Raw genomic sequence first — 19939 nt, 5'->3', positions numbered from 1 at the left:
CCGGATCACCACCCATCGCACAGAGGAGTGAACGTGTCGGACGACAACAACGCCGCCAAGGAACTGGTCGAGACGCTCAAGGACGGTGAACGTGGCTTGGCCAACGCCGCCGACAAGCTGCGCGACGGGGACCACGCGGAGTGGGCCAGCACGCTGCAGCGCCTGTCGGAGCAGCGCGCCGGCTTCCACCGCGAGATCGTCGCGCTGGGCCACGACTACGGCGAGGACGTCGACGAGAGCGGCAGCCTCGCGGGGACCCTGCACCGCGGCTGGATCTCGCTGAAGGACGCCCTGACGGGCGACGACGCCTCCGCCGTGCTGACGGCGGCGGTGACCGGCGAGGACCACGCGGTGTCGGAGTACGAGAAGGCGCTCGGGCAGGACCTCAGTGCCGGCTTCCGGCAGGTCGTGACCCAGCAGCACGCCGCGGTCGTCGCTGCTCGCGACGAGATCAAGGCGCTGCAGACCCGCGCCTGACCGCAGTGCTCGCGCGCGGTGTCCGGCAGTCCGGCCGGACACCGCGCACCGGCTCAGCTGTCGATGCTGCTCAGGTCGCCGTACCGGTCACCGACGACGGCGTCGCGGGGGACCGCCTGGTCGAGTGCGGCGAGGTCGTCGTAGGTGAGGGTGACGTCGGCGGCACCGACGTTCTCCTCCAGGTACTTCACCCGCTTGGTGCCGGGGATCGGCGCGACGCCGAGCTCGTCGTCGCCCTGGGCCAGCACCCACGCGAGCGCGAGCTGGCCCGGCGTGCAGCCCTTGGTGTCCGCGATCGCGCGGACCCGGTCGACCAGCTCGAGGTTGGCGCGCAGCCCCTCGCCGTTGAGGCGGGGGAAGTACGCCGAGCGGCGGGAGTCGCCCTCCTCCATCGCGGACTCCGACGTGATGGCGCCGGTGAGGATCCCGCGGCCGAGCGGCGAGTAGGGCACCAGGCCGATCCCGAGCTCGCGCAGCACGGGCAGGATCTCGTCCTCGAGGTCGCGGGTGAAGAGGGAGTACTCCGTCTGGAGCGCGGTGATCGGGTGGGTCTCGTGCGCCCGCCGGATCGTGGTCGCCGAGGCCTCCGACAGGCCGAGGTGGCGGACCTTGCCGGCCGCGACGAGCTCCGCCATCGCGCCGACGGTCTCCTCGATCGGGACCGTCTGGTCGACGCGGTGCTGGTAGTAGAGGTCGATGTGGTCGACCCCGAGCCGCTGCAGGGAGGCGTCGCAGGCCGCGCGGACGTACTCGGGGCGGCCGTTGATGCCGACCCGGCTGCCGTCGGCGCGGCGTTCGTTGCCGAACTTGGTGGCGAGCTGCACCTCGTCGCGGCGTCCGGCGATCGCCTTGCCGACCAGCTGCTCGTTGGTGAACGGCCCGTACATGTCGGCGGTGTCGAGGAAGGTGACGCCGAGGTCGAGTGCCCGGTGGATGGTCTCCAGGCCGGCCGCCTCGTCCGGGCTGCCGTAGAACTCGGACATGCCCATGCAACCGAGGCCGAGGGTGGAGACGTCGAGCGAGGAGGTGGTGCCGAGGGTGCGCTTCTGGATGGTCATGCGCTCCACTCAAGCGGTTCGAGTGCGCTCCAGGTCAAGTGCGTCGAGCTTCGAGCTGTAGACGCCGATCTTCCGGTCGATCGCGCCCAGGTGCTCCTGCACCTCCGCGAGCTGCGCCAGCACCTGCACGCGGTGCGCGCGCAGCAGGTCCAGGCGGCTCTGCTCGGTGCCGTCGCCCAGGCGGACCAGCTCGGCGTACCGGCGTACGTCGCGGATCGGCATGCCCGTGCCGCGCAGGCAGTTGAGCAGGTCGATCCACCCGAGGTCGGAGTCGGTGTAGCGACGGTGGCCGGTCGCGGACCGTGCGACCGGGCGCAGCATCAGCCCGTCCCGCTCGTAGTAGCGCAGGGTGTCGGGGGTCAGTCCGGTCGCGTCAGCGGCTTCGGCGATGGAGTAGGGCACGCCCCAGTGTCACTCCTGGAGTGCGCTCCAGGTCAAGCGCGGTCCGGGGCGGTCAGCGCGCGTACGCCGGCAGCCGCTCGCCGAGCTCGGCGAAGAGCGCCTGGTTCAGGCGGAACGCCGTCCTGACCTCGTCGACGACCCGCTCCTGCTCCTCGGCGGTCAGGTCGAGCGCGTCGAGGCGGGCCCGGTAGCCGTCCTTGTAGATCTTCGGCTTGGCGATCTCCGGGAAGTCGTAGAACGCGATGCCGGCGCCGTCGAGCCCGAAGGTGCGGTCGAGGATGCGGCCGATCGCCTGGCCGCCCGAGAGGTCGCCGAGGTAGCGGGTGTAGTGGTGCGCGACCAGCAGCGTCGGCCACTCGGCGGCGGCGTCCACCAGACGCTGGCGGTAGGCGTCGGCGGCGGGGGAGTCGACGGACCGGTCGCCCGTCCCGCCGACCCAGTGGTCGAGGTCGGCGTCGATCGCCGCCAGGCGCTCGAGGGTCGCGTCGTGGACGGCCGCCACCCCGGCGTCGTCGCGGTGGGCCCGGACCAGCTGCTCCATCGTGTCGTAGGCGACGCGCAGGCGGAGCAGGTAGTCGGCGTACCCCTGCTCGTTGACCCGGCCGCCGAGCAGCTCCGACATGAACGACGAGTCCTCCGCCGCCTGGTGCTCGGCGAGGGAGCCTTCGCGCATGGCCGCCGACAGCGCGAGGTCGGTGGTCTGTCCGAGGACGGTCATGGGTGCTCCCGATCGGTGGGTGAACTGAGGTGACAGATTGTCAGCACGATAGTGACAGGTTGTCGAATCCGTCCAGACATTTAGGTAAGGCATGCCTTATTTAGTGTTACCTTACCTCCATGGGTGGGGTGATGAGAACGGCTGCCGTCCCGACGGTGGTCCTCCTGGTGGCGGGCGCGCTCGCCTCGTGCGGCCTGTCCGCGAAGGCCGGGTCGGAGAGCGGCGCCGGGGGCGGGTCGTCCACGACGGCGGTCGCCCGGCAGGACGCACCGCCGCTCGCCGACGTGACGCCGCTGTCGGACGTCCGGGACTGGGACGGCGAGGTCGACGCCGTGGCCGACGCGCCGATCGACCCCGTCGCCGACGACCCCGAGCCCGCACTCCCGACCACCGTCACCGACGCCCAGGGCACGAAGGTGACCGTCGAGGACACCAGCCGGATCCTCGCGCTCGACGTCTACGGCACCCTGTCGCGCACCGTCTTCGAGCTCGGCCTCGGCGACCGCCTCGTCGGGCGCGACGTGTCGACCGAGTTCGACGAGGCGAAGGGCCTGCCGCTCGTCACCCAGAACGGTCACGACCTCAACGCCGAGGCGATCCTCGGGCTCGACCCGACGGTGATCATCACCGACACCTCGCTCGGCCCGTGGGACGTCGTCCTGCAGATGCGCGACGCGGGCATCCCGGTCGTCGTGGTCGACTCCGACCGGACCCTCGACAACGTCGCGGAGCTGATCCACCAGGTCGCCGACCCCCTCGGCGTACCGCAGGCCGGCGACGCGCTCGCCCAGCGGACCCAGCGGCAGATCGACCAGGTCACCGCGCAGATCGCGAACGTCGCGCCGAGCGACTCGGGCGACAAGCTGCGGATGGTCTTCCTCTACGTGCGCGGCCAGTCGGGCATCTACTACATGTTCGGCGAGGGCTCCGGAGCGGACTCGCTCATCGACGCGATCGGCGGGTACGACGTCGCCGACGAGATCGGCTGGAACGGGATGAAGCCCCTGACCGACGAGGGCCTCGTCGCCGCCCAGCCCGACCTGGTGCTGATGATGAGCGCCGGCCTCGAGTCGGCCGGTGGCGTCGACGGGCTGCTGGACCGGCTGCCCGCGCTGGCCAACACCCCGGCCGGCCAGCACCGTCGCTTCGTCACCATGGACGACTCGCAGATCCTCGGCTTCGGCCCGATCACCGCCAGCGTGCTGAACGCCCTCGCGGTGGCGGCGTACGCCCCGGAGGAAGTCCGGTGACGGCCGCCGTCGTCGAGCACCAGCGCGCCGGCATCCGGGCCCTCGCCGGGCGGATCGGCCTGCTCGGCGGCCTCACGGTCGCACTGCTGGTCTCGCTGGTGCTCGCGGCCGGCCACGGCCAGCTCGACGTGCCGCCCGCGGAGGTGCTCGGCTCGCTGATGCACAAGATCGGCCTCGACATCGGGCCGGTGCCGCACCACCCGCAGGGCGAGAACACCCTGTGGCAGGTGCGGTTCCCGCGCGTCGTGATGGCCGCGCTGGCCGGCGCCAGCCTCGCCACCGCCGGTGCCCTCATGCAGGGCGTCTTCGGCAACCCGCTCGCCGAGCCCGGTGTCGTCGGCGTCTCTGCCGGCGCCGCGGTGGCCGCCGCGGCCGCGATCGTCTTCGAGCTGACCTTCGCCGGCACCTGGACGATCGCCATCTGCGCCTTCGTCGGCGGCCTGGTCACCACGACGCTCGTCTACGCGATGTCCCGCGACGGCGGCCGCACCGAGGTCGTCACGCTGGTGCTGACCGGCATCGCGATCAACGCGATGACCAGCGCCGGCCTCGCCTTCCTGATGTTCCTCGGTGACACCCAGGCGCGCGAGGAGATCGTCTTCTGGACACTGGGCAGCCTCAACGGCTCGCGCTGGCAGTACGTCGGCGTCGTCCTCCCCATGGCCGTCGTCGGCATCGCGGCCGCCATGTTCCTCGCTCCGAAGCTCGACCTGCTCGCCCTCGGCGACCGTGCCGCCCGCCACGTCGGCGTCGACGTCGAGCGGCTGCGGATGTCGACGATCGTCGTGGTCGCCGTGCTCACCGCCGCGGCCGTCGCCTTCTGCGGGATCATCTCCTTCGTCGGGCTGATCGTGCCCCACCTGATACGGATGGTCGCCGGGCCGGGCCACCGGCTGCTGGTGCCGGCGAGCGCCCTCGGCGGTGCGGTGCTCCTGGTGCTCGCCGACCTCTGGGCCCGCACGCTCGTCGCCTACGCCGACCTGCCGATCGGGATGCTCACCGCGCTCGTCGGCGGCCCGTTCTTCTTCTGGCTGATCCGTCGCGCCCGTCGTACGGCAGGAGGCTGGGCATGACGACCCTCGGCACCCGTGGCCTCGGTGTCAGCTTCGACGGCCACCCGATCCTCGCCGACGTCGACCTGGACGTCCGCGGTGGCGAGCTCGTCGCCCTGGTCGGACCCAACGGGGCCGGCAAGACCACGCTGCTCGGGGTCCTCTCCGGCGACGTCGACCCGACCTCGGGTCGTGTCACCCTCGACGACAAGCCGCTCGCGTCGTACGCCGCCCGCGAGCTGGCGCGGCAGCGGGCGATGCAGCTCCAGAAGCAGGGCCTGGCCTTCGGGTTCCGGGTGCACGAGGTGGTCCGGATGGGCCGTTCGCCGTGGCACCGCACCGCGCGCGAGGACGACGACGACCGCGTGGTCGCGGAGTCGATGGAGCGCGCAGACGTGACCGACCTGGCCGACCGGCTCTACCCGACCCTGTCGGGCGGCGAGCAGGCGCGCACCTCCTTCGCCCGGCTGCTCGCGCAGGAGACCCCGGTGCTGCTGCTCGACGAGCCGACAGCGGCGCTCGACATCCGCCACCAGGAGTCGCTGCTCGCCGTCGCGCGCTCGGCGGCGGAGGCGGGCGCCGCCGTGGTCGTCGTGCTGCACGACCTGTCGCTCGCGGCGGCGTACGCCGACCGGATCTGCGTGCTCTCGCGCGGCCGGGTGCGGGCCAACGGCACGCCGGCCGACGTCCTCACCTCGGCGCTGCTCACCGAGGTCTACGAGCACCCGGTCGAGGTGATCGCCCACGACGGCAACCTGCTCGTCGTCCCGGTCCGGGTGAAGGGAGTGGTCCCGTGGCCCGCAGGCTGATCCTCGCCGCGCTCGTCGCGGCCGCCCTCCTCGTCCCGGCCCCGGCGTTCGCCGACGCGCGCGTCTCGGTCACCCCGGGCTCCGTCGACCCGACGTACGCGACCACGGTGCAGGTCTCCGGCTCGGGCTTCCAGTCGATCAAGGGCGGTCACGGCGGCGTCTACGTCTTCTTCGGCACCGTCGACCCCGGCTGGCAGCCCAGCAAGGGCGGCGTCACCGGGCAGGACTACTACTACGTGCCCGACAGCGAGTCGAAGGACAACCAGGGCTTCCAGCGGTTCGTCGCCTTCCCCGGCTCGGACACGGCGTCCTCGGCCAACGGTGGCTCGATGTCGGCGTCCGGTGCGTGGTCGACGCAGATCGTGGTGCCGGGCGCGACCTTCCAGACCTACGACCGCGCGGGTGCCGTGCACACCGTCGACTGCCGCAAGGTCACCTGCGGCGTCATCACGGTCGGCGCTCACGGGATCACCAACGCCCACAACGAGACCTTCACCCCGGTCACCATCGGATCGAGCACCTCCGGCGCGACGTCGAGCCCGAGCGCCACCCCGACCGGCGGCTCGACCGCGGCCGCGGACCCGACCGCCCCGGCGACCGCCGAGCCCGGCGCCGGCGCCACCGCGAAGCCCGCCGGACCGGCCACCCTCGAGGTCGACCGCGGCTCCGCCGTCGCCGGCAACGTCCTCGCGTTCCACGCCACCGGCCTGCCGTCCGGCACCCAGGTCTCGGCGGTCTTCGACGACGGGGCCGCCGGCGCGGGGCCGTTCGTGGCCGGCACCGACGGATCGCTCGCCGGGGTCATCACGCTGCCGGCCGGGACCGGGCCCGGCACCCACGAGCTGCGCCTGTACGGCGTGGACGCCCCGCCCTCGGTGAGCTTCGCGGTGCAACCGGCCGAGACGACCACCGAGGGCGTCGAGACGCAGGCCGCCGACGAGGACGACACCCGGGCGGCGTGGCTCTTCGCGGGCGCCGCGGCCCTGGTGCTGCTGGTCGCATCGGTCCGGCTCGGCCTCGGGCTGCGGAGGAGACGTCGTGCGGCGTAGCCGGGTCGCGGGCCTGCTGCTCGCGGTGGTCGGGAGCGCGCTGCTCGCCGTACCCGCCCTCGCGGACGACCCGGGCGCAGCACCCACCACGGGGCCGACCGAGCTCGACGGGGTGTCCCTGCGGTGGGGTCTCAACGACGAGTCGAGCAACCGCGCCTTCGCGCCACGGACCTACAACTTCTTCTCCGCGGGGCGGGTGCCCGACCCGGGCAAGGGCGGGACGACGCTGCCCCGCGACCGCTGGCACCAGAGCACCGGCGACGTGGAGATCGAGAAGTGGAGCGGCTCCGCCTGGAAGCCGGCCACGTGGGCCGGGCTGACCACCGACAGCAACGGTGCCGCACTCGGGTCGCCCACCGCCGGGACCTTCAGCAAGCACCGGTTCGTCTTCGGCGCCGGCGCCGGCACAGCTGACGTCGCTGCCGGCACCGCCCACGTCGCCTGGGACGGCGACGTCACGGTCCTCTACTACTCGGGGATGTCGTTCTTCACGATCTCCGACCCGGTCCTCGACGTGGCCGACGGACGCGGCACCGTCACCGCGACGGTGTCCGGCTACGCCTCGTCGGTCGACGACCCGACCTCGTGGGCGCCGGTGCCGGCAGCCCAGGTGACGCTCGCAGACCTCCCCGACGTGACTCTCGACGAGGACGGGCTGACGGCCGCGCCGGCGTACCTCGGCGTGACGGTCTCGGGGGCCGGCCAAGCCGCTGGGGGTGCGTCGTTCGGCTCGTTCCCGCAGACGTTCGTCGACTACATGAAGCGGTTGGGTACGGCGGCGTTCTGGCTGTCGAGCGGCGCGTCGACCGATGCGTTCAAGGTCCCGCTGCCGCTCACGGTCGCGTTCACCTCCGCCGAGGAGGAGGTCGAGCCGACCCCGAGCGTCGCGCCGACCAAGCAGCCGATCGACAACCCGGTCGTCCCGCCGCCGGTGACGGTGACGGTCACGGCCGCGCCGGTCCCCGTGGCCCCGATCGCACCTCCGGTCGCACCGACCCTCCCGGCGGTGCCGACCTCGTCGGCCGCTGCGCTCGGCGCCACCCTCCCCTCGGCGGCGCAGCTGGTGGCCGCCCCCCTGACTTCGACCGACGCGGTCGAACCCGAGTCCGACGCCACCTGGATCTGGTGGCTCGGCGGCGGCCTGCTTCTCGTGGCCGCACTCACCCTGCTCGTCCCCGTCGGCCGACCGCGCCGACCCCGACTGAAGGAAACCGCATGACTCAGCACACCCGGACTCGCACGCTGGCGGTGGCCGCAGCCACCGCGCTGGCGGCGACCTCGTTGGCGGCCGTCGGCGTCGCCGCCACGACGACCTCCGCCTCCGCGGCGACCCCGGCGCCGGCGACGTTCACCTGGGCGTTCTCGGAGTACATCAAGCGGCCCGCGCCGTCCGGCCAGTTCGCCGCCCCGGCCGTCAGCGACCACGCGACCTACGACGCCTCGACCGGCAAGGTGACCTTCGTCGACGGCCAGGGGCGCACGGACACCGGCACCCACGTCACCAGCGTCACCTACGACGGCACCGCCGCGTTCAGCGACAGCCACGGCGGCACCAGCTACACGATCACGTTCAGCGACCCGACGGTCACCATCGCGGCCGACGGCAACGGCACCCTGACGGCCGACGTCTCGTGGGCCGCGCTCGGCGAGACCCCGGGCTCCGCCCAGGACGTCCAGCTGACGTCGTTCACCGGTGCCGAGACCGCGTGGGCCAACCCCCTCGCCCTCACCGCGACCGCCGACTGGACCGGCGAGGTCCCGGCGGACACCTACGGCGCAGGCAAGCCCACCGACGGCAAGTCGTGGGCGCAGGCGTACGTGACCGCGATCCCGGCCTCGGTGCGCGCGTTCTTCTACGCGTCGGGCTCCGGCAGCGACGCGCTCAAGGCCCCGGCGCCGTTCGACGCGGTCCTCCCGGCTCCGCGGGTCACGGCGGCCACCACGGCCCAGAGCCCGGCCGGTGTCTCGTTCAGCGTCGCCGGCTCCGGCTTCAGCGCCGTCACCAACCCCGGCGACGCAGGCGTGTACGTCGGCCTCGCGCCGGCCGGCGGCCTGCCGGACGTCAGCACGATGGACGCCATGGACAAGTTCGCCGACGCGAAGTACGTCACCCCCGGGATGATCGTCGACGGGGCGTTCGCCACGTCGCTGAGCGCGACGCCGGACCTGCTGACCAAGGACACGGCGTACTCGGTCTACACCTGGCAGGCGCACAGCCACTCCAACACCACCCAGGACACCGAGACCCCGGTGACCATCGACTGGTCCGAGCTCACCGCGACGCCGGTGACGCCGGCCAAGGCTGCGACGAAGGCGACCGCCAAGGTCACCAAGGTGCCCACCACCACGAAGGCCGGCAGGCTGGCGGTCATCCTGAAGGCGACCGGTGGCAAGCCCGCGGGCAAGGTCACCGTCAAGCTGACCAGCAAGGGCAAGAAGGCCGTCAAGCGGACCGCGAAGGCCACGAACGGCAAGGCGGTCGTCACGCTGCCGAAGCTGAAGGCCGGCAGCTGGAGGGCCACGGTCGTCTACGCCGGGTCGGCTGCCTTCACGTCGGCCACGAAGGTCGTGGCCTTCAAGGTCAAGCGGAGCAAGCGGAAGTAGCGCATCACCCTGGGCCCGCGACACCCACCGCGCGCAGCACGAACGACTCGATCGTCTGCGCCGGGAGGTGTCGCGGGCTCAGGCACGCGTGGATGAGTGACATCGTCGGCTCGAGGTCCTCGATGGTGAACGACCCGTCGGCGGTGCCGGCCGCGAGGATGCCGCGCAGCACGTCCTCGACGGCGACCACGTGCTGGCGGATCGCCATCCGCGAGTCCGGGCCGAGGACGCCGTACAGCTGCGGGCCGAGGCCCATGTGGAACCGCTCGCCCTCGGCGAGGTGGTGGCGCACGTAGAGGCGCAGCCGGGTGGCCGGGTCGTCCGCCCCGGCGAGGACGTCGCGGAGACGGTGCAGGTACTCCTCCGTCTCGTGCGACGCGAAGGCCACCACGACCGACTCCTTGTCGGGGAAGTGGTGATAGATCGCGGTCCGGCCGACATCGGCCCGCTCGGCGATGGCGGCCATCGTGATCGCGTCGAAGCTGCGCTCTGCCATCAGGTCGGCGAACGCCTCGAAGACGCGCCGCTGCAGCTGCTCGCGGTGCTGCTGCAGGGTCTCGCCGGAGATGCGGGGCACGAGGGCGAGATTAGCCCGCGGGGGAGGTGAGCCGCTCGCTCTCGACGTCGTAGCGCTCGACGTACTCGGAGAACCGGTCGCGCACGGCCGCCTCGGTGAGGCCGAACTCGGCGACGTCGTAGCGGTGGCCGCCGAACTCGCCGCGCGGGTGGGCGGAGAGGAAGTCGGACATGGCGTCGAACGCACCGGCTCCGGGCTCGAGGCCGAGCGAGTCGTAGACGCCGCGGACGGTGTCCACGGGATCGCGGGCCAGGTCGGCGTAGCGGACGTCGAGGATCGGGTGCTCGGGGCGCCGGGCGCGGAAGTCCTCGACGCGGTGGATCGACTCCTCGAGGGTGTCGCTCCAGTGCTCGGCGATGTAGGAGCAGTGGTCGGCGTCGGAGAACGTGCTCGACATGACGTTGATCAGGCTGCACACCGACCCGGTGAGCGCGACCGGGTCGCGGTGGAGAAGCACCAGGCGGGCGTCGGGGTAGGTGTCGACGAGTGCGTCGAGGGCGAGTGCGTGGTGCGGGCTCTTCAGCGTCCAGCGGCCGCGGACCCCGGCGCTCTGCAGGGTCTGCAGGACCAGGCGGTGGTAGTCGTAGGCGCCGCGGTTGTCGCCGGCCCGCCACCAGGCACCGTACGACGGCACGTTGGCGATCGCCTCCCACGAGATGCTCTGGAACGCCTGCCCCATCACGGCGATGCACTCCGTCGGGTCGGCGGCGGCCTCGTGGTGGATCGCACTGATCGCCGGGTTGAGCATCTCGAGCATGTCGACGCCGCCCTGCGCCGCATCGACGCGGGCGCCGGTCTTGCGCTCGCCGGGGAGCGGCGGCGGGACCGAGTCCTGCGACTCCCAGCCGAGCAGCGCACGGTTGGCGGGGTCCATGTCGAGCAGGTGCGAGAAGAAGGTCGTGCCGGCCCGGAACATCCCGATGACCACGACCGGCGCCTCGATCCGCTCGTCGGCGACGCCCGGGTGCTGCTTGGCGTGGTCGACGACCTTGAGCCGGTTGACGAGCGCGGCCACCAGCGACGGCGGGAGCGCGACGTTGCCGAGGTCGTTGAGCCGGGCCTCGTCGACCAGCGCCGCGCAGTAGCGCTCGAGCCCCTCGCGATAGCTGGGGTCGCCGAAGTCGTCGAGGCCGGTCTGCTCGGTGGCCTGGGCCTGCAGGTCGTCGGGGTTCATGACGGTGCTCATTCCCGGTCTCCGATCTGGACGACGGTGCGGCCCGACGTACGACGGGCCGCGTGGTCCTCGAGGGCGGCCGCGACGTCGTCGAGGCCGATCCGGCGCCCGATGACCGGCCGGATGCTGCCGGCGGCGACCAGGTCGAGGAGCGCCGCGTGCACGCGCTGCCCGTCGGCCGGTGAGAAGGCGTTGATGCCGAAGCGGCGGAAGTCGCGGGGCGTGTCGAGGTAGGCGAGCAGCACCCCGAGCACCGACATGTTGGCCATCGACAGCTTGCGCAGCGGACGGCCGGTGAGCCCGGACTCCGGGTCGTCGTTGAAGCCGACCGCGAGGTAGCGGCCGCCGAGCGCGCCGCAGGTCCACATCGTCTCCGTCAGTCCGCCGCCGATCGGGTCGAAGATCACCTCGGCGCCGCGGTCGCCCGTCGCGTCCATGACCGCGTCGAAGACGTCCTCGGACGTGTGGTCGATGGCGACTTCGGCACCGAGGTCGCGGCAGAGCCGGGCCTTCTCCGCGCCGCCGGCGATCGCGAGCACGCGGGCGCCGGCCGCGACAGCGAGCTGGATCGCCGCCGTACCGACCGCGCTGGCGCCGCCGCGGACGACGACGGTCTCGCCGGGCTGGAGCCGGGCACGCTCGTGCAGGGCGAGGTAGCCGACGTGGAAGGGGAGCGTGAACGCGGCGGCCTCCGCGTCGTCGAGCTCGGGGGGCGCCTCGAAGACGCTCCCGGCGAGTGCCTGCTCGGCCAGGCCGCCGAGCGACTGGGGTGCGATGCCGACGACGCGGCGGCCGATCCACTCCTCGGCACCCTCCCCGGCGGCCTCGACGACGCCGGCGAGGTCCATGCCGAGGGTGAACGGCGGCTGGGCCATCACGGCGGCGACGCCACCGCGGCAGCGGGCGATGTCGCCGAAGTTGAGGGAGGCGGCCGAGACCGCCACCCGGACCTGGCCGGGACCCGGCTCGGGGACCTCGACGTCGTCGCGGACCTCGATGGCCGCGGTCGGCTCGCCGTGGCGGACCACGCGGACTGCCCTCATGTGACCCCCATCACTCGGTGATGCCGGGACCGTACTAAGAGGGGGTTTTAGCCGTCAAGGGGTGGCGCCGTCGCCATGCCCGCCGCCATCGCGACCAGGTTGCGCACGAAGCGTTCGGTGGGCAGCTGCGCGCGACCGGGCGTCCCGGTCTGCTGGGCGCGGGCCCGCGCGGCGACGGTGCGGAGGATGAACTCGGTGACCAGGGCCATCCGCTCGTTGTGGAGCGGCTCGTCGAGGGCGGGGAGGCGCTCGGCGAGCAGCGCGTAGACGTCGTACCCGCCGGTGGCGGTCAGCGCGGCGCGGACGGTCGGGTCGAGGCGGTCGTACTCCTCGACGAGCTGACCGACGATGACCAGGTAGTCGCGCCCGGACGGGCCGGTCTCGGCCAGCTCGATCGCCGGTCGCACGATCGCCTCGAGCACCGCGGCGAGGTCATCCGGGGGCGTCGCCCGCGCGATCTCGAGGAGCTCGCCCTCGCGGGCCGCGAGGAAGGCGGTGTGCTGCTCGAGCACCGCCACGACGAGGGCCTCGCGGGAGCCGAAGTGGTAGTGCACGGCGCCCCGGTTGCGCTGCCCGGCGCGACGGGTGACCTCGACGAGGGACGCGGTGAGCACGCCGTCCTCGGCGAAGGTGCGGGTGGCGGCCTCGACGAGCGCGGCGCGGGTGTCGCCCATGTCGTCTCCTGGCTAGATGCGGGGGACGATCCGCCCCAGCAGGTCGCCCATCCGGGAGGCGGCGGCCCGGCCGGCCTCGAGCACCTCCGAGTGGTCGAGCGGCTGGTCGCTGATGCCGGCCGCCAGGTTGGTGACCAGGCTGATGCCGAGGACCTCCATGCCGGCCTCGCGGGCGGCGATCGCCTCGAGCGTGGTGCTCATGCCGACCAGGTGGCCGCCGAGGATGCCGGCCATCCGCACCTCTGCCGGGGTCTCGTAGTGGGGGCCGGGGAACTGCACGTAGACGCCCTCGTCCAGGCTCGGGTCGACCTCACGGCACATGGTCCGCAGGCGGGAGCTGTAGAGGTCGGTGAGGTCGACGAAGTTGGCGCCCTCGATCGGGCTCCTGCCGGTGAGGTTGATGTGGTCGCTGATCAGCACCGGCGTACCCGGCGTCCAGCTCGGCTTCAGCCCGCCGCAGCCGTTGGTCAGCACGATCGCGCGGCAGCCCGCCTGGGCCGCCGTACGCACCCCGTGGACGACGGCGGCGACACCCTTGCCCTCGTAGTAGTGCGTGCGGCTGAGGAAGACGAGCAGCTGCTTGTCGCCGGCGCGGACCGAGCGGATCTTCCCGGAGTGGCCGGCGACCGCGGCGGCCGAGAAGCCGGGGAGGTCGGTCGTGCTGATCTCGGCCGTCGCCTCGCCGAGGGCGTCGACCGCGGGCAGCCAGCCCGACCCGAGCACCAGTGCGACGTCGTGCCGCTCGACGCCGGTCAGCTCGGCCAGCCGCTCGGCGGCGTGGGCGGCGAGCTCGTGCGGGGAATCCGGGATGGCTGCGTGACTCACCCGGAGGACTCTAGTCGGGCACGATGTGGTGATGATCGACCACTTCGGCATCAACTGCTCCGACCTCGCCGCGTCGGCGGCGTTCTACGACAAGGTCCTCGGGGTCCTCGGCTTCGAGCGGATCCTCGACTTCGAGGTCGCGATCGGCTACGGCACCCCCGGCAAGCCCGACTTCTGGATCGGCACCCAGCCCGACGGCTCCGGCCCCTCGTCCCAGCCCAACCGCGAGGTCCACATCGCGTTCGCGGCGACCTCGGCCGACGCCGTGCGCGCCTTCTTCGACGCCGCCGTCTCCCTCGACGCGGAGGTCCTGCACGAGCCGAGGCACTGGCCCGAGTACCACGACCACTACTTCGGTGCGTTCGTCCGCGACCCCGACGGCAACAACGTCGAGGCGGTCTGCCACACGGTGGCGCCGGGCTAGCCAGGGATCCCCGGTTGTCCGGGTATCCCTGAACAGGGAGGGCACTGCAAGGGCCGTCAAGTTGCGGAAGTGCCCTCCCAGTACGTCGGCGGCGGGTTGTCCACAGGCGCCAGATGGGTGGCATGCGGACCGTCGGAACCCGGGCAGAACCCGGGCATGATCAAGCCGGCAGGACGTCCCGACGACGACCCCCGCAATACTCCCGTGCGGCTGCGAGGGGAGCTGCTCGCCGAGGGGTACGACGACTATGGGATCGCGCGCCTGGTGGCGGACGGCACGCTGGTCCGAGTGCGTCGCGGTGCTTATGTCGCCAAGGCCGATCACGACAGGCTGGACGTCTCCGGACGCCACGCACTGCGGGCGCGCGCGGCTGTCAAGCAGGCGAAGACCGATGTTGTCCTGTCGCACGTGTCGGGTCTGCCGGAGTACGACGCCCCGATCTGGCGGATCGACCTCGACGAGGTCCACCTGACCCGTCTCGACGGCAAGGTCGGTCGACGGGAGGCCGGCGTACGGCAGCATCGCGGCCGTGTGCTCCCCGGCGACATCGTGACGCGCAATGGGGTGAGGGTGATGAGCGGGACGCGGACCGCCCTCGAGACCACTACGCTCGTGGGCGTCGAACCAGCGTTGTGCGTGGTCAACCACCTGCTGCACCACGGTCACACGACCCTCGAGCAGCTGGCCGAGCGCTACCGCAGCATGGATCACTGGCCGAACACGCTGAGCACCGACATCGTGCTCCGACTCGCCGATCCCCGGATCGAGACGGTCGGCGAGTCGCGGTGCTTCTACCTCTTCTCCCGCCACGGCATTCCTGCGCCCGTGCCGCAGTACGAGGTCCACGACGAGGACGGCGAGCTGATCGGTCGCGTCGACTTCGCCTGGCCGGATCTCGGGGTGTTCTTGGAGTTCGACGGGAAGGTGAAGTACGAGAAGCCGTTCAAACCGGGACAGACGCCGTCCGAGGTCGTGATCGCCGAGAAGCGACGTGAGGACCGGATCCGCCGCCGTACCGGGTGGCGTTGCATCCGCCTGACCTGGGACGACCTCGAGCACCCCGAGCGGACCGTCGCGATGCTCCGCCGCGAGGTCGGCCCGACCCGGCTGCCGGCCGCTGGTTGAGGACTGGGAGGGCACTTCACCAGGTTGTAGGCCTTTGCAATGCCCTCGGAGTTCAGGAACACCCGGTCGACCGGGTATCCCTGGGAGCCGGCCAGCTACTGCCCGATCGACCGGCAGGGCCGCATGCGGAGCGCGGCGACGTAGTCGGCGGGGGCGTCGGCGGCCTCGGCGGCGTCGGCGAGGACGCCGAGGTACGACGCGGAGGGCAGGCCGCCCTCGTAGGCGTCCAGGACGTAGGTCCAGGCGACGACCGAGCCGGTGAGCGTCGCGACCCGCACGCGCGTCTTGCGGTAGAGGCCGGAGTCGGCCGCCTCCCAGCCGTCGAGCTGCGACTCGTCCTCGCGGGAGACGTCGTAGACCGCCACGAAGACCTGGTCGATCGGGTCCTCGACGAGGGTCGAGAGCGCGCCGTCCCAGCCGTGCTCCTCGCCGCCGAAGGTGAGGCGCCACCCCTGCACCCACCCCGTCGTCGACAGCGGTGAGTGCGGGCACCGCTCGCTCATCCGGGCGGGATCGAGGTTGGTCCCGTAGGCGGCGTAGAGCGTCACCGCCGAAGAGTAACCAACCGGAGGCGAGTGGGCTGCCTCACGTCAGTAGGCTGGCCTGCGTGAGCACGCACTTCAACGTCCTTGTCCTCGGTGCCGGCCCCGGTGGGTACGTCGCCGCGATCCGCGCCGCCCAGCTCGGCCAGTCCGTGGCCGTGATCGAGGAGAAGTACTGGGGAGGTGTCTGTCTCAACGTCGGCTGCATCCCGTCGAAGGCGCTGCTGCGCAACGCGGAGATCGCGCACATCATCACCAAGGAGAAGGACGTCTTCGGCATCACCGGCGACGCGTCCATGGACTTCGGTACGACGCACAAGCGCAGCCGCGGCGTCGCCGAGGCCAGCGCCAAGGGCGTGCACTACCTGATGAAGAAGAACAAGATCACCGAGCTCGACGGCTGGGGCACCATCAAGGGCACCAACGAGGTCGAGGTCGACAAGGACGGCAACAAGCAGACCTACACGTTCGACAACCTCATCATCGGCACCGGCGCCAAGGTCCGGATGCTGCCGGGCATGAGCGCGAGCAAGAACGTCGTGACCTACGAGGAGCAGATCCTCGACAGCACCCTCCCGGGCAGCATCATCATCGGCGGCTCGGGCGCCATCGGCGTCGAGTTCGCCTACGTGCTCACCAACTTCGGCGTCGACGTCACGATCGTGGAGTTCCTCGACCGGATGGTCCCGACCGAGGACGCCGACGTCTCGAAGGAGCTGCTCAAGCAGTACAAGAAGCTCGGCGTGAAGGTGCTGCTCTCCACCAAGGTCGAGAACGTCGAGGACACCGGCTCCGGCGTCAAGGTCACGGTGAGCAAGGACGGCGGCACCGAGGTGCTCGAGGCCGACAAGATGCTCGCCGCGTTCGGCTTCGCGCCGCGCGTCGAGGGCTACGGCCTGGAGAACGCCGGCATCGAGCTGACCGACCGCGGCGCGATCGCGGTCGACGGCCGCGGCCGCACCAACGTCCCGCACATCTACGCGATCGGCGACGTGACCGGCAAGCTCATGCTCGCCCACACCGCCGAGGCGATGGGCGTCGTCGCCGCCGAGACGATCGCCGGCGCGGAGACGATGGAGATCAACTTCGACATGATCCCGCGGGCGACCTTCTGCCAGCCGCAGATCGCGTCGTTCGGCTACACCGAGGCCCAGGCCACCGAGAAGGGGTACGACGTGAAGACGTCGTCGTTCCCGTTCTCGGCCAACGGCAAGGCCCGCGGCATGGCCGAGGGCGTCGGGTTCGTGAAGATCGTCGCCGACGCCGAGCACAACGAGATCATCGGCGCCCACATGATCGGGCCCGAGGTCACCGAGCTGCTGCCGGCGCTGACGCTGGCCCAGCAGTGGGACCTCACCGCCGACGAGGTGGCCCGCAACGTCTTCGCCCACCCGACGCTGTCCGAGGCGATGAAGGAAGCGATCGAGGGCATCGCCGGCCACATGATCAACCTCTGAGCATGAGCACCGAACGCGTCGTCATCATCGGCGGCGGCCCCGGAGGCTACGAGGCGGCGCACGTCGCGGCCCAGCTCGGCGCCGAGGTGACGATCGTCGACACCGACGGCGTCGGCGGCTCGGCCGTGCTCACCGACTGTGTGCCGAGCAAGACCCTGATCGCGACCGCCGAGGTGATGAGCGAGCTGTCGGGCGCGGCCGAGCTCGGCGTCGAGTTCCAGGACGCCGAGGGCGACGCCGCGACCTCGATCCGGGTCGACCTGGCCCGGGTCAACGCCCGGGTGAAGGCCCTCGCCGCCAGCCAGTCCCAGGACATCGAGCGCCGGCTCACCCGCGACGGGGTCACCCTCGTCCACGGCCGGGGCCGGCTCGACGGACCCGGCCGGGTCGTCGCGCAGCTCGCGGACGGCACGGAGCAGACCCTCGAGGCCGACGCCATCCTGCTGGCGACCGGTGCCGCACCCCGCACGCTCCCGACCGCGCAGCCCGACGGTGAGCGGATCCTGACCTGGGAGCAGGTCTACGACCTCACCGAGGTCCCGACCAACCTGATCGTCGTCGGCTCGGGCGTCACCGGCGCCGAGTTCGCGAGCGCCTACCTCAACCTCGGCATCCCGGTCACCCTCGTCTCCAGCCGCGACCGGGTGCTGCCCGGTGAGGACGCCGACGCCGCGAAGGTGCTCGAGGACGTGCTCACCCGGCGTGGCATGAACGTCCTGTCCAAGTCGCGCATGGAGTCCGTGACCCGCGACGGCGACGTCGTCACCGTGACCCTCACCGACGGCCGCGCCGTCCAGGGCTCGCACTGCATCCTGGCGCTCGGCTCGGTGCCCAACACCGGCGACATGGGCCTCGAGGAGGCGGGCGTCATCCTCAAGGACGGCGGCTTCGTCAACGTCGACCGGGTCTCGCGCACGTCGGCGCGCGGCGTCTACTCAGCCGGCGACTGCACCGGTGTCCTGATGCTCGCCAGCGTCGCGGCGATGCAGGGCCGGATCGCGATGTGGCACTTCCTCGGCGACACGGTGCACCCGCTCGACCTGAAGAAGGTCTCCTCGAACGTCTTCACCGCCCCCGAGATCGCCACCGTCGGCTGGTCCCAGCAGGCCGTCGACGCCGGCGAGATGCAGGCCGAGATCGTGACCCTGCCGCTGTCGGGCAACCCGCGCGCCAAGATGCAGGGCGTCCGGGACGGCTTCGTGAAGCTGCTCTGTCGTCCCGGCACCGGCATCGTCGTCGGGGGAGTGGTCGTCGGGCCGCGCGCCAGCGAGCTCATCCACCCGGTCTCGATCGCGGTCGCGGAGTCGCTGACGGCCGACCAGCTCGCGCAGGCGTTCACGGTCTACCCGTCCATGAGCGGGTCGCTCGCCGAGGCCGCGCGCCGCTTGCACCACGTGTAGCCTCACTGGCTCGACTGCTTCTCGGGGGGTACCGATGATGATCCGACGTGCCATCGCGTCCATCGCCACTGTCGCTCTGCTGCCGGCTCTTGCCGCCGTCGCGCCCGCCCAGGCGGCGCCCGAGCACCCGGCCAACGAACGACGCGCCCTGTCGACCGTCACGTTCGAGACGACCGGCTGGGGGCACGGCAAGGGTCTGTCGCAGTACGGCGCCCGCAACCGGGCCGCGGCCGGGCAGACCTGGCGGTCGATCGTCCGGCACTACTACCCCGGCACCCGGTGGGGGAAGGGCGGCGACATGATCCGCGTCCAGCTCACCTCCGACACGTCCCGGGACGTCGTCGTCCGCGCCCGTCCCGGCCTCAAGGCCCACTCGCTGGGTGCTCGCAAGACCTGGCGGCTGCCGGCCAAGGTCCGTGGCAAGCAGGTCCGCACCTGGCGGATCACGCCGGCCCGCGACCGGTCGACGATCTCCTACCGGACCAACCGGTGGCACGTCCTGCGCGTCGCGAAGGGCGACGCGGAGTTCACGGCCGGGGGTCAGCCGATCGTGCTGCTCACGCCGTCCGGCCCGGCGCCGTACCGCGGCAGCCTCCGGTCGACGTCCGTCAACGCGTCCGGCTCGCAGCGCGACACCGTCAACGTGCTCCCGCTCGACGCCTACCTGCGCGGCGTCGTCGCCCAGGAGGTGCCGGCCTCCTGGCCGACCCACGCGGTCCGCGCGCAGGCGGTCGCCGCGCGGACGTACGCCGCCTTCGAGCGCCGCGCGCACAAGCGCTCGGCGTACGACCTCTGCGACACCTCGTCGTGCCAGGTCTACGGCGGCTACGCGGCGGAGAACCCGCTCTCCGACACCGCGATCAAGGCGACGTCGCGCACCATCGTGACGTACGCCGGCCGGCCCGCGTTCACGCAGTTCACGTCCAGCAACGGCGGGTGGAGCAACGCGGGCGACTTCCCTTACCTGCGCTCGCGCGAGGACACCTTCGACCACGGCACCGCCGGCGACCCGACGAGGACGACGTTCAACGCCGAGCAGATCACCCGCAACTGGCCGGGCATGGGCGACCTGGTGTCGATCGAGGTCACCGGGCGCGACGGCAAGGGGCCCTACGGCGGCCGCGCCACCGAAGTCACGGTCACCGGCACCGGCTCGACGCAGACGGTGTCCGGGGCGACCCTGAAGACGTGGCTCGGCCTGCGCGAGACGCTGTTCCGAATTACGACGTCGTAGTTCTCAGGTTCCCGTTGCGGGGCCGATGAGACGCATGGTGCGATT

At 71.9% G+C, this 19939-nt stretch carries 21 protein-coding genes; 12 read left to right on the top strand and 9 right to left on the bottom strand.

The window, feature by feature from the left end; genetic code table 11:
- Nucleotides 1-33: 33 nt before the first annotated feature.
- Complete coding sequence (locus ASC77_RS22890; protein WP_056158515.1) at nucleotides 34-477, top strand: ferritin-like domain-containing protein; 444 nt, start codon at nucleotides 34-36, stop codon at nucleotides 475-477.
- A 53-nt stretch (nucleotides 478-530) separates the two neighbouring features.
- On the opposite strand, the gene ASC77_RS22885 is transcribed toward ASC77_RS22890, so the two are convergent.
- The 3 genes from ASC77_RS22885 to ASC77_RS22875 are packed head-to-tail and all read right to left on the bottom strand — an operon-like array spanning nucleotide 531 to nucleotide 2655.
- The gene (locus ASC77_RS22885) at nucleotides 531-1535 is read right to left on the bottom strand and encodes an aldo/keto reductase (protein WP_056158647.1); all 1005 of its coding nucleotides are present in this window, start codon (nucleotides 1533-1535) and stop codon (nucleotides 531-533) included.
- 9 nt (nucleotides 1536-1544) lie between these two features.
- Complete coding sequence (locus tag ASC77_RS22880; protein WP_056158512.1) at nucleotides 1545-1937, bottom strand: MerR family transcriptional regulator; 393 nt, start codon at nucleotides 1935-1937, stop codon at nucleotides 1545-1547.
- A gap of 52 nt (nucleotides 1938-1989) precedes the next feature.
- The gene (locus ASC77_RS22875) at nucleotides 1990-2655 is read right to left on the bottom strand and encodes a heme oxygenase (biliverdin-producing) (protein ID WP_056158509.1); all 666 of its coding nucleotides are present in this window, start codon (nucleotides 2653-2655) and stop codon (nucleotides 1990-1992) included.
- Nucleotides 2656-2786: 131 nt separating this feature from the next.
- Here ASC77_RS22875 and ASC77_RS26870 point away from each other — a divergent pair, with 131 nt between their 5' ends.
- The 6 genes from ASC77_RS26870 to ASC77_RS22845 are packed head-to-tail and all read left to right on the top strand — an operon-like array spanning nucleotide 2787 to nucleotide 9419.
- Nucleotides 2787-3905 carry a heme/hemin ABC transporter substrate-binding protein gene (locus tag ASC77_RS26870; RefSeq protein ID WP_156391251.1) on the top strand — a complete coding sequence of 373 codons (1119 nt, stop codon included), beginning with the start codon at nucleotides 2787-2789 and terminating at the stop codon, nucleotides 3903-3905.
- A complete protein-coding gene (locus ASC77_RS26865; protein ID WP_056158503.1) occupies nucleotides 3902-4978 on the top strand; it encodes a FecCD family ABC transporter permease in 1077 nt (358 codons plus the stop codon). The genes ASC77_RS26870 and ASC77_RS26865 overlap by 4 nt, the downstream gene beginning before the upstream one ends.
- Entirely contained in the window at nucleotides 4975-5766 is a 792-nt protein-coding gene (locus ASC77_RS22860; RefSeq protein WP_056158500.1) for a heme ABC transporter ATP-binding protein, read from the top strand. The genes ASC77_RS26865 and ASC77_RS22860 overlap by 4 nt, the downstream gene beginning before the upstream one ends.
- Nucleotides 5751-6815, top strand: a complete 1065-nt coding sequence (locus tag ASC77_RS22855) for a hypothetical protein (RefSeq protein WP_056158498.1) — start codon at nucleotides 5751-5753, stop codon at nucleotides 6813-6815. Before ASC77_RS22860 ends, ASC77_RS22855 begins: the two co-directional genes overlap by 16 nt.
- Nucleotides 6805-8034 (top strand): HtaA domain-containing protein, encoded by a 1230-nt coding sequence (locus tag ASC77_RS22850; RefSeq protein WP_056158495.1) that lies wholly within the window; start codon nucleotides 6805-6807, stop codon nucleotides 8032-8034. Before ASC77_RS22855 ends, ASC77_RS22850 begins: the two co-directional genes overlap by 11 nt.
- On the top strand, nucleotides 8031-9419 hold the full coding sequence (locus ASC77_RS22845) for an HtaA domain-containing protein (RefSeq protein WP_056158493.1): 1389 nt from the start codon (nucleotides 8031-8033) through the stop codon (nucleotides 9417-9419). Before ASC77_RS22850 ends, ASC77_RS22845 begins: the two co-directional genes overlap by 4 nt.
- Before the next feature lie 4 nt (nucleotides 9420-9423).
- Here ASC77_RS22845 and ASC77_RS22840 read toward each other — a convergent pair whose 3' ends face one another.
- From ASC77_RS22840 to ASC77_RS22820, 5 genes are read right to left on the bottom strand one after another with little or no spacing between them, the layout of a single operon-like run.
- Complete coding sequence (locus ASC77_RS22840; protein WP_056158490.1) at nucleotides 9424-9996, bottom strand: TetR/AcrR family transcriptional regulator; 573 nt, start codon at nucleotides 9994-9996, stop codon at nucleotides 9424-9426.
- A gap of 10 nt (nucleotides 9997-10006) precedes the next feature.
- The gene (locus ASC77_RS22835) at nucleotides 10007-11182 is read right to left on the bottom strand and encodes a sulfotransferase family protein (RefSeq protein WP_056158487.1); all 1176 of its coding nucleotides are present in this window, start codon (nucleotides 11180-11182) and stop codon (nucleotides 10007-10009) included.
- Nucleotides 11179-12213, bottom strand: a complete 1035-nt coding sequence (locus ASC77_RS22830; protein ID WP_056158484.1) for an NADPH:quinone oxidoreductase family protein — start codon at nucleotides 12211-12213, stop codon at nucleotides 11179-11181. The genes ASC77_RS22835 and ASC77_RS22830 overlap by 4 nt, the downstream gene beginning before the upstream one ends.
- Nucleotides 12214-12260: 47 nt before the next feature.
- Nucleotides 12261-12887, bottom strand: a complete 627-nt coding sequence (locus ASC77_RS22825; RefSeq protein ID WP_056158481.1) for a TetR family transcriptional regulator — start codon at nucleotides 12885-12887, stop codon at nucleotides 12261-12263.
- A 12-nt stretch (nucleotides 12888-12899) separates the two neighbouring features.
- Nucleotides 12900-13712, bottom strand: a complete 813-nt coding sequence (locus tag ASC77_RS22820; RefSeq protein WP_056158478.1) for a purine-nucleoside phosphorylase — start codon at nucleotides 13710-13712, stop codon at nucleotides 12900-12902.
- Between the two features lie 31 nt (nucleotides 13713-13743).
- On the opposite strand from ASC77_RS22820, the gene ASC77_RS22815 reads away from it, so the two are divergent.
- Together ASC77_RS22815 and ASC77_RS22810 are read left to right on the top strand one after the other, a co-directional pair.
- On the top strand, nucleotides 13744-14136 hold the full coding sequence (locus ASC77_RS22815) for a VOC family protein (RefSeq protein ID WP_056158476.1): 393 nt from the start codon (nucleotides 13744-13746) through the stop codon (nucleotides 14134-14136).
- Nucleotides 14137-14292: 156 nt separating this feature from the next.
- Nucleotides 14293-15261: a type IV toxin-antitoxin system AbiEi family antitoxin domain-containing protein gene (locus ASC77_RS22810; RefSeq protein WP_156391249.1), complete on the top strand. Its 969-nt coding sequence runs from the start codon at nucleotides 14293-14295 to the stop codon at nucleotides 15259-15261.
- Between the two features lie 95 nt (nucleotides 15262-15356).
- Here ASC77_RS22810 and ASC77_RS22805 read toward each other — a convergent pair whose 3' ends face one another.
- Nucleotides 15357-15809 (bottom strand): gamma-glutamylcyclotransferase family protein, encoded by a 453-nt coding sequence (locus ASC77_RS22805; protein ID WP_056158467.1) that lies wholly within the window; start codon nucleotides 15807-15809, stop codon nucleotides 15357-15359.
- 59 nt (nucleotides 15810-15868) lie between these two features.
- On the opposite strand from ASC77_RS22805, the gene lpdA reads away from it, so the two are divergent.
- From lpdA to ASC77_RS22790, 3 genes are read left to right on the top strand one after another with little or no spacing between them, the layout of a single operon-like run.
- Nucleotides 15869-17260 (top strand): dihydrolipoyl dehydrogenase, encoded by a 1392-nt coding sequence (gene lpdA, locus ASC77_RS22800; RefSeq protein WP_056158462.1) that lies wholly within the window; start codon nucleotides 15869-15871, stop codon nucleotides 17258-17260.
- A 2-nt stretch (nucleotides 17261-17262) separates the two neighbouring features.
- Nucleotides 17263-18660 carry an NAD(P)H-quinone dehydrogenase gene (locus ASC77_RS22795; RefSeq protein ID WP_056158459.1) on the top strand — a complete coding sequence of 466 codons (1398 nt, stop codon included), beginning with the start codon at nucleotides 17263-17265 and terminating at the stop codon, nucleotides 18658-18660.
- 37 nt (nucleotides 18661-18697) lie between these two features.
- A complete protein-coding gene (locus tag ASC77_RS22790) occupies nucleotides 18698-19894 on the top strand; it encodes a SpoIID/LytB domain-containing protein (RefSeq protein ID WP_162249854.1) in 1197 nt (398 codons plus the stop codon).
- Nucleotides 19895-19939 lie beyond the last annotated feature (45 nt).

Origin of the sequence: Nocardioides sp. Root1257, assembly GCF_001425175.1 — a bacterium.
Classification (GTDB): domain Bacteria; phylum Actinomycetota; class Actinomycetes; order Propionibacteriales; family Nocardioidaceae; genus Nocardioides.
The sequence above is the reverse complement of the archived record's forward strand: the minus strand, read 5'-3'. Positions and strand labels throughout refer to the sequence as shown.